5 protein-coding genes are annotated in these 7,311 nt (G+C 68.3%); 4 read left to right on the forward strand and 1 reads right to left on the reverse strand.

Annotated elements, in window-relative coordinates:
* Window positions 1-74 precede the first annotated feature (74 nt).
* Together Psi02_RS32250 and Psi02_RS32255 are read left to right on the forward strand one after the other, a co-directional pair.
* Window positions 75-620, forward strand: coding sequence for a type 1 glutamine amidotransferase domain-containing protein (locus tag Psi02_RS32250; protein ID WP_203979628.1), 546 nt, complete (start codon window positions 75-77; stop codon window positions 618-620).
* Window positions 621-740: 120 nt separating this feature from the next.
* Window positions 741-1,619, forward strand: coding sequence for a sugar kinase (locus tag Psi02_RS32255; RefSeq protein ID WP_203979613.1), 879 nt, complete (start codon window positions 741-743; stop codon window positions 1,617-1,619).
* Window positions 1,620-1,715: 96 nt separating this feature from the next.
* Here the strand turns inward: Psi02_RS32255 and Psi02_RS32260 are convergent, their stop codons facing one another.
* Window positions 1,716-4,400 carry a GcvT family protein gene (locus Psi02_RS32260; protein ID WP_203979614.1) on the reverse strand — a complete coding sequence of 895 codons (2,685 nt, stop codon included), beginning with the start codon at window positions 4,398-4,400 and terminating at the stop codon, window positions 1,716-1,718.
* A gap of 72 nt (window positions 4,401-4,472) precedes the next feature.
* Between Psi02_RS32260 and Psi02_RS32265 the strand changes: the two genes are divergently transcribed.
* Together Psi02_RS32265 and Psi02_RS32270 are read left to right on the forward strand one after the other, a co-directional pair.
* Window positions 4,473-5,393, forward strand: coding sequence for a phosphotransferase (locus Psi02_RS32265; protein WP_203979615.1), 921 nt, complete (start codon window positions 4,473-4,475; stop codon window positions 5,391-5,393).
* A 10-nt stretch (window positions 5,394-5,403) separates the two neighbouring features.
* On the forward strand, window positions 5,404-6,954 hold the full coding sequence (locus Psi02_RS32270) for an amino acid permease (protein WP_203979616.1): 1,551 nt from the start codon (window positions 5,404-5,406) through the stop codon (window positions 6,952-6,954).
* Window positions 6,955-7,311: the final 357 nt, after the last annotated feature.

Below are 7,311 nucleotides of genomic sequence, written 5' to 3' on the forward strand. Positions count from 1 at the left end.
GATCGCCCATAGCTGGGCAGGCGAATTTCGGACATGCCACATCGCAAAGAAGTAACGCAGGAGAGGGGCGAATGATGATCCAGGGTAAGACGATCGCGTTTCTGGTCGCTCCTGAGGGAGTCGAGCAGATCGAGCTCACCGAACCGTGGAGGGCCGTCGAGCAGGCGGGTGGAACGCCGCGGCTGGTGTCCATCAGGCCTGGCCGCGTCCAGGGGTTCAACCACCTGGACAAGGCCGACACCTTCCCGGTCGACCTGACGGTCGACGACGTGTCCGCCGCCGAGTTCGACGGGCTGGTCCTGCCCGGTGGCGTGGCCAACCCGGACATGCTGCGCACCGTTCCGAAGGCCGTCCAGTTCGCCAAGAGTTTCTTCGACGCGGGCAAGCCGGTGGCGACCGTCTGTCACGCGCCGTGGACGCTCATCGAGGCCGACGTCGTCCGAGGCCGAACGCTCACGTCCTGGCCGAGCCTGCAGACGGATCTGCGCAACGCCGGGGCGGAATGGGTCGACCAGGAGGTCATGATCGACACGGCCGGGCCGAACACGCTGGTGACCAGTCGCAAGCCCGACGACCTCAAGGCGTTCTGCCAGGCGTTCCTGGACGCGTTCGGCAGCTGATCTGCAACTGATCTGCACTTGATCGGCACCTGATCTGCATACGCCTTACGCGTGGGGAACGGCCTCTGCCATGCTTTCACGCGGCACGATCGCGGCACGAGAGCGCGGAGAAATACTGGCATGACCGAGGTGTTCACGCTCGGAGAGGCGCTCGGCGTCGTCTCGGCCGACCGGATACGACATGACATGACGGCCCGTCTGGACGTCGAAGGTCCCGAGCTGACGATGGCCGTCGGCCTCGCACGGCTCGGGCACCGGGTGGCCTGGCTCGGCCGGGTGAGCATCGACGAACTGGGCGCGCGCACGCTGAGCGTTCTCCGCGGCGAGGGCGTGGACGTCTCCCATGCCCGGGTCGACGAGACCGCCCCCACCGGCATCGTGGTCCGCCAGCGGCGGATCGGCCGCTTGTCGCACGAGGTCTACTACCAGAGCGGCTCCGCGGGGTCACGCCTGTCCACCGGTGACGTCCCCGCCGAGGCCGTCCAGTCCGCGCGGATCCTGCACATCACCGGCATCACTCTGGCGCTGAGCGGATATGCCTGGAGCGCGGTGCACCATGCGGTCAAACTGGCACACGATGCCGGTGTGCTGGTCTCCGTCGACGTCAATCACCGGCCCCACCTGTGGGACAGCGTCGACGAGGCACGGCAGGCGCTGGCCGAGCTGGCCACCTTCGCCGACATCCTGTTCGCCAACCAGGACGAGCTTCCGCTCGTCGAGCCGGCGCTGGCAGGCGTGCCCGAGTTGGTCGTGACCCGCGGGGCGAAGGGTGCGAGCGCGACGGTCGACGGCCTGCGGTACGACACCCAGGCGGCACCGGTGACCGCCGTCGACGCTGCGGGTGTCGGCGGCGCCTTCGTCGCGGGTTATCTCAGCGCTCTCCTCGACGATCTCCATCCCTCCGACCGGCTGAAGCGGGGCATCTCGCTGGCCGCGTACGCCGTGGCCGGCCACGGCTCGTGGCAGGGACTGCCCACCCGGGGCGAGCTGCCCCCGTGACCAGCACCGCGACCAGCACCGCGACCAGCACTGTGACCATCCCCGCGATCGGCACTGTGATCGGGCCCGCGACCAGCACCGTGACCGGACCCGCGATCACACCGTCCAGGGCGCGCTTCTGACCCGGTCGTGACCGGGGTCGTAGAGGGGCTCCGCGACGATCTCCGCGCCGACCCAGGTGCCGTTCAGGCCGACTTCCACGCGCGTGCCCGCGGTGACGCCGGCGACACCGGTGCCTTCAGCGTCATCGGCGGCCCCGCCAGGCAGGTATGCGTAGGCGATCGAGCGGCCGACGCGACAGCCGTACCCACCGCTGGTGACGCGGGACACAGGCCGCCCGTTCAGCCGGACCGGCTCGCCGCCCAGGCAGATGTCACGTTCGTCGTCCACCACCAGGCAGCGCAACGTCTGGCGAGGCGCGGGAAGGGCGGCCCGCCGCTCGGGTCGTACGGCGAAGCCGAGTCCGGCTTCGAGCGGCGTCGTCTCGGGGGTGATGTCGAGTCCCCAGACCCGGTAGCCCTTTTCCAGTCGCATCGAGTCGAGGGCGCGATAGCCCGCGGGGCGCATGCCGTACGGCAGGCCGGCCTCCATGAGCGCGTCCCAGAGGGTCAGCCCGAACTCGGCCGGGCAGTACAGCTCCCACCCGAACTCGCCGACGAAGGTCACCCGCTGGGCCAGCACCGGGACATGACCGACGCTGATCTCTCTCGCCCGCATGTATCCGAAGGTCAGGTCGTCGTCGCTCAACGCGCTCAGGATGTCGTACGCCCTGGGTCCCCACAGGCAGTAACAGGCGTGAGCGGAGGTGACGTCCCTGACCTCCAGGCCGTGGCGGCGCAGGATCGCGGCGTCGTGGACGCCGAAGGCCGTCCCCGTGATCACCCGGAATCGGTCCTCGGCGAGTCGCGTCACGGTGACGTCGGCGTCGATGCCGCCGCGTTCGTTGAGCACCTGGGTGTAGACGACGGTGCCGACGGGCCGGTCGAGACGGTTGCCGCAGATGCGTTCCAGATCGGCCAGGGCGTTCTTCCCCGAGACCTCGAGCTTCGAGAACGACGTCTGGTCGAACAGCCCGGCAGCGCTCGCGGTGGCCAGGCACTCCTCGCGGATCGCCGGTGACCATGCTCTGCCCGCCCAGCCTCTCGGCTCGGCCCCGCGCGTGGCGCCGGGCGACGGGCTGGATGACGCCCGGGCTGAACCGGCGGGCGAACCGGCGGGCGAACCGAACCAGTTGACCCGTTCCCAGCCGGCCTTCTCCCCGAAGGTGGCGTCGAGCGCGGCATGCCGTACCCACGCGGGCGAGCGACGAAGCGGCCGGGCCGCGGTGCGCTCCTCACCGGGATACACGATGTCGTAGTACTTGCTGTAGGAGTCGAGCGCCTTCTCCCTCGCCCACCTGGCTGAGCGCGCGTGGGCGCCGAAACGGCGGACGTCCATTCCGAAGACGTCGTACTCGGGACCGCCGTCGACGATCCACTCGGCCATGACCTTGCCCACGCCACCGGCCGCGGCCAGGCCGTGAACGCAGAATCCCGCGGCGACCCAGAAGCCCTGAACGGCGGTCTCACCCAGCAGGAACTCGCCGTCGGGGGTGAACGCCTCCGGCCCGTGCACCACCTTCCGGAACACCTCCTCGGCGTTCTCGTGGTCGCCTGAGCCAGGCCGGGCGGTGAACTGGGCGGAGAACTGGGGGGTGGTCTGGGCGGCGATCTGGGCGTTGGTCTCGGCGAGATGCCCCGGCAGTCGGTGGACGGCCGACTCCCACGACTCCTGAAATTTCGCCATATCTGGGGCGAAGAGCGTGCGCGGCTCGGCCAACGGGTGTGCGACGTCCCAGACCTGCGGCGTACGGATGTAGCCCCCCACGAGGATCCCGCCGCCGTCCTCCCTGAAGTAGACGATGTTGTCCGGGTCGCGCACGGTCGGCGTGTCCGCCGGGACGCCCATGGGTTTCGTCACCACGTACTGGTGCTTGATCGGCACGATCGGCACGTCGACACCCGCGAGGCGCCCCACCACTCCGGCGGCCGCGCCCGCGGCGTTGACCACGGTCTCCGTGCGAACGACCCACTCGTCGCGTCGCCCGTCTTCTCGCCCGCCGTCCCGCCTGCCTACCCGCCCGTCTTCTCGCCTGCCCTCGCGCTCGCCTTCTCTTGCGCCTTCTTCTGCACGTTCTCCCGCACCTGCTCCTGCGGCCGTGGCGCGGAGCCGTACGGCATGCACCCGGCCGTCCTCGACCTCCACGCCGGTCACCTCGACGCCGGTGAAGATCTTGACCCCGAGCCTGCGGGCGCCTTCGGCGAGGGCCCGGCCCAGCCGCGCGGGGTCGAGCCAGCCGTCACCGGGGAGCCACAACGATCCCCGGACGTCTCCGACCTCCATCGAGGGAAATCGCTCCAAGGTCCCCGCGGCGTCGAGCATCTCCATGTCGAGGCCGTAGGTCTCCGCCGCACCGGCCTGACGCAGGAGTTCCTCCTGGCGTTCGGGAGTCGTCGCGAGCCGCAACCCGCCCACGCCGTGCCAGCCCGGGTCGAGCCCGGTGAGTTCACGCAACTCGGGGTAGAGGCCGGCCGAATACATGATCATGCGCGTCTGCGTCACCGTCGACCGGAGTTGCCCGACGAAACCGGCCGAGTGCCAGGTCGTCCCCTCGGTCAGGTCATGCCGCTCGACCAGGATCACGTCGGTCCAGCCGAGCCGGGCGAGGTGGTAGGCCACGCTGCATCCGGCCACGCCACCACCGATGACGACGACTTGGGCGTCGGCAGGAAGTTGCGACATTTAAACCGTCCTGTAACACCTGGCCCGCACAATCGGATCAATGGTCTGAAGGTAGACCAAAAGGAGCCGGGCATGCCAGATGCCGTCAAAGACGCGCTGGAGCTCGTCACGGCCTGGGCCGGTCGGCCGATCACCTCCACGACAATCAAGGGCGGCCTGAGCCACCACATCTCCCGGCTGGAGACCGAGGACGGAGAACGCTGGCTTCTCCGCGTCCTGGACCCCGCGATCGCGGCGGCCGGACTGGGCATCCCGCTCGACCAGGAGATCGCGAACACGCTGCGCGCCGCCTCCACAGGAATCGGTGCACGCGTCCTTCATGTCATGCCGGGCGCGTTGGTCCTCGAATACCTCGACGGCGTCACCCTCGACGCTCCCGCGGTGCGCACCCCCGCGATGATCGAGAAGGTGGCGGCCGCCTGCCGGCGACTCCACGCCGGGCCACCCTTCGTGAACGACTTCTCCATCTTCCGCAAGCTCGACGATCTGCTGGCGCGGTGCCGTACGCACGAGTTGCGGCTCCCCGCGGGATACGCGGACCTCCTGCCCGTCGTGGCCGACATCGAGGCGGCCGTCAACGCGCGCCCGCTGCCGACCGTTCCATGCCACAACGACCTGCTCGCCGAGAACCTGATCGCCACAGGACCGGACATCCGCATCATCGACTACCAGCTCTCCGGCAACAACGATCCCAGCTTCGAGCTCGGCGACATCGCCGCGGAGTCCGACCTCGACCCCGACCAGGTCGTACGGCTCACGCGCGCCTACTTCGGCGACGACGAGCAGGTCCCCCGGGTGCGGCTGAACCTGATCATGTCCAACCTCACCTGGACGTTGTGGTTCGTCGTCCACCAGGGCCTGGTCCGCGATCGGGCGCTTCCCGGCTTCGACTACAACGCGGAGGCCGCCGACAAGTTCGCGCAGGCCGTACGAGATATCGAAGATCCGAGCTTCGGCCATCTGATCGACGGCCGGACATCCCCCACCTGTTAGAGGAGGCCTCATGGCGCAAGCCCTCGACGACGACGCCCAACGACTAGCCGAGCTCGGTTACAAGCAGGAACTGTCCCGATCGTGGAGCGGTTTCTCCAACTTCGCGATCTCCTTCTCCATCATCTCAATCCTCGCGGGATGTTTCACCACCTTCGGCCAGGCGTGGAACAACGGCGGCCCCCTCGCCATCTCCGTGGGCTGGCCGTTGATCTCGATTTTCATCCTGATCATTGGTTTCTGCATGTCGGAGCTGGTCTCGGCCTACCCGACCGCCGGCGGGATCTACTGGTGGGCCACGAAGCTGGGCAAGCCGATCCACGGCTGGTTCACCGGCTGGCTCAACCTGGTGGGCCTGATCGCGGTGACCGCCTCGGTCGACTACGGCTGCGCCACTTTCCTCAACATCACCATCGGCCGGTTCAGCGACAGCTGGGCCGCCGGCAACGCGTTACACCAGACTTTCCTGCTGTTCGCCGTCATCCTGGTGCTGCACGCACTGATCAACATCTTCAGCCACCGGTTGATCTCCATCCTGCAGAACATCTCGGTCTGGTGGCACGTCTTCGGCGCCGCCGCCGTGGTCCTCATCCTGATCTTCGGCCCGTCCAAGCACCAGAGCGTCGGGTTCCTGTTCGAGCAGTTCAACAACTCTGGCTTCGGCGGTGGAGGCACCTCCGGACCGACCTTCTGGCTCTACGTCCTTCCGCTGGGCTTCCTGCTGACCCAGTACACGATCACCGGTTTCGACGCCTGCGCGCACGTCTCGGAGGAGACGCATGACGCGGCCAAGACCGCGGCCAAGGGGCTCTGGAAGTCGATCTTCTATTCGGCGATCGGCGGCTGGATCCTGCTCCTGGCGTTCCTGTTCGCAGCCACCGACGTCGACGCGATCAACAAGGAGTTCGGCTTCGTCGGGGCCATCTTCACCTCGGCGCTGTCGTCGCCTCTCGCTACGGCCATCTTCGGCATCTCCACCATCGGCCAGTTCTTCTGCGGCATGAGTTGCGTCACCTCCATGTCGCGGATGACCTACGCGTTCTCCCGTGACGGCGCCGTGCCCGGCTGGCGGCTCTGGTCACGCGTGGACCGCAACCGCACCCCGGTCAACGCCATCATCGGCGGCTGCGCCGTCGCCCTCCTGATCACGCTGCCCGCGCTGTACGCCCCTCCCGGAAGCGCCACCCCCGTGGCGTTCCTGGCCGTGGTCTCCATCGCGGTGATCGGGCTCTACCTGGCCTTCCTCATCCCCATCTGGCTCCGGCTCCGCGCCGGCGACTCCTTCCAGCCCGGCCCCTGGACGCTCGGGCGCAAGTACAAGGTCCTGGGCTGGATCGCCGTGGTCGAGATCATCATCATCTCGATCTACTTCATCCTCCCCATCGCACCCGCGGGCGTGCCAGGCAACAAGGACTTCGCCTGGACATCCGTCAACTACGCCCCCATCGCTGTCGGCGCCGTCCTGATCGGCATCGCCCTGTGGTGGAGCCTGTCTGCCAAGAAGTGGTTCACCGGCCCACGCCGGACGATCGACGAGGTCGAATCACCCGAGACGGTCGCCTGATCCTCCAGCCTTGATCATCCGAGATTGATCATCCGAAACCCCTGTCTTCGTACGGCCCGCCCCACCCGGCGGGCCGTACGAGTGTCAGCCGTCCCCGTCCCACCCAGCCCCAGCTGCCATCTCTCGGTCCCGGTCCTCCGAGCCACACCTCAGGCCCGGCATCCCGAGCCACACCTGGCCCAGCCCCTAGAACCGGCTCACTTGTCCGGACCGTTTTGGCCGTCTCGCCTGACCGGACCGCTTGGTGGATGACTCTGCCGGACCGCTCGGCCGAACCGCTCGGCCGAACCGCTCGGGCGCGTGCCCGTCGGGAGTCCCGCGCGTTCAGGGGACCCCACACCTTCGCTTCGTGCCTTC

The organism is Planotetraspora silvatica, assembly GCF_016863315.1.
GTDB classification, from domain to species: Bacteria; Actinomycetota; Actinomycetes; order Streptosporangiales; family Streptosporangiaceae; genus Planotetraspora; species Planotetraspora silvatica.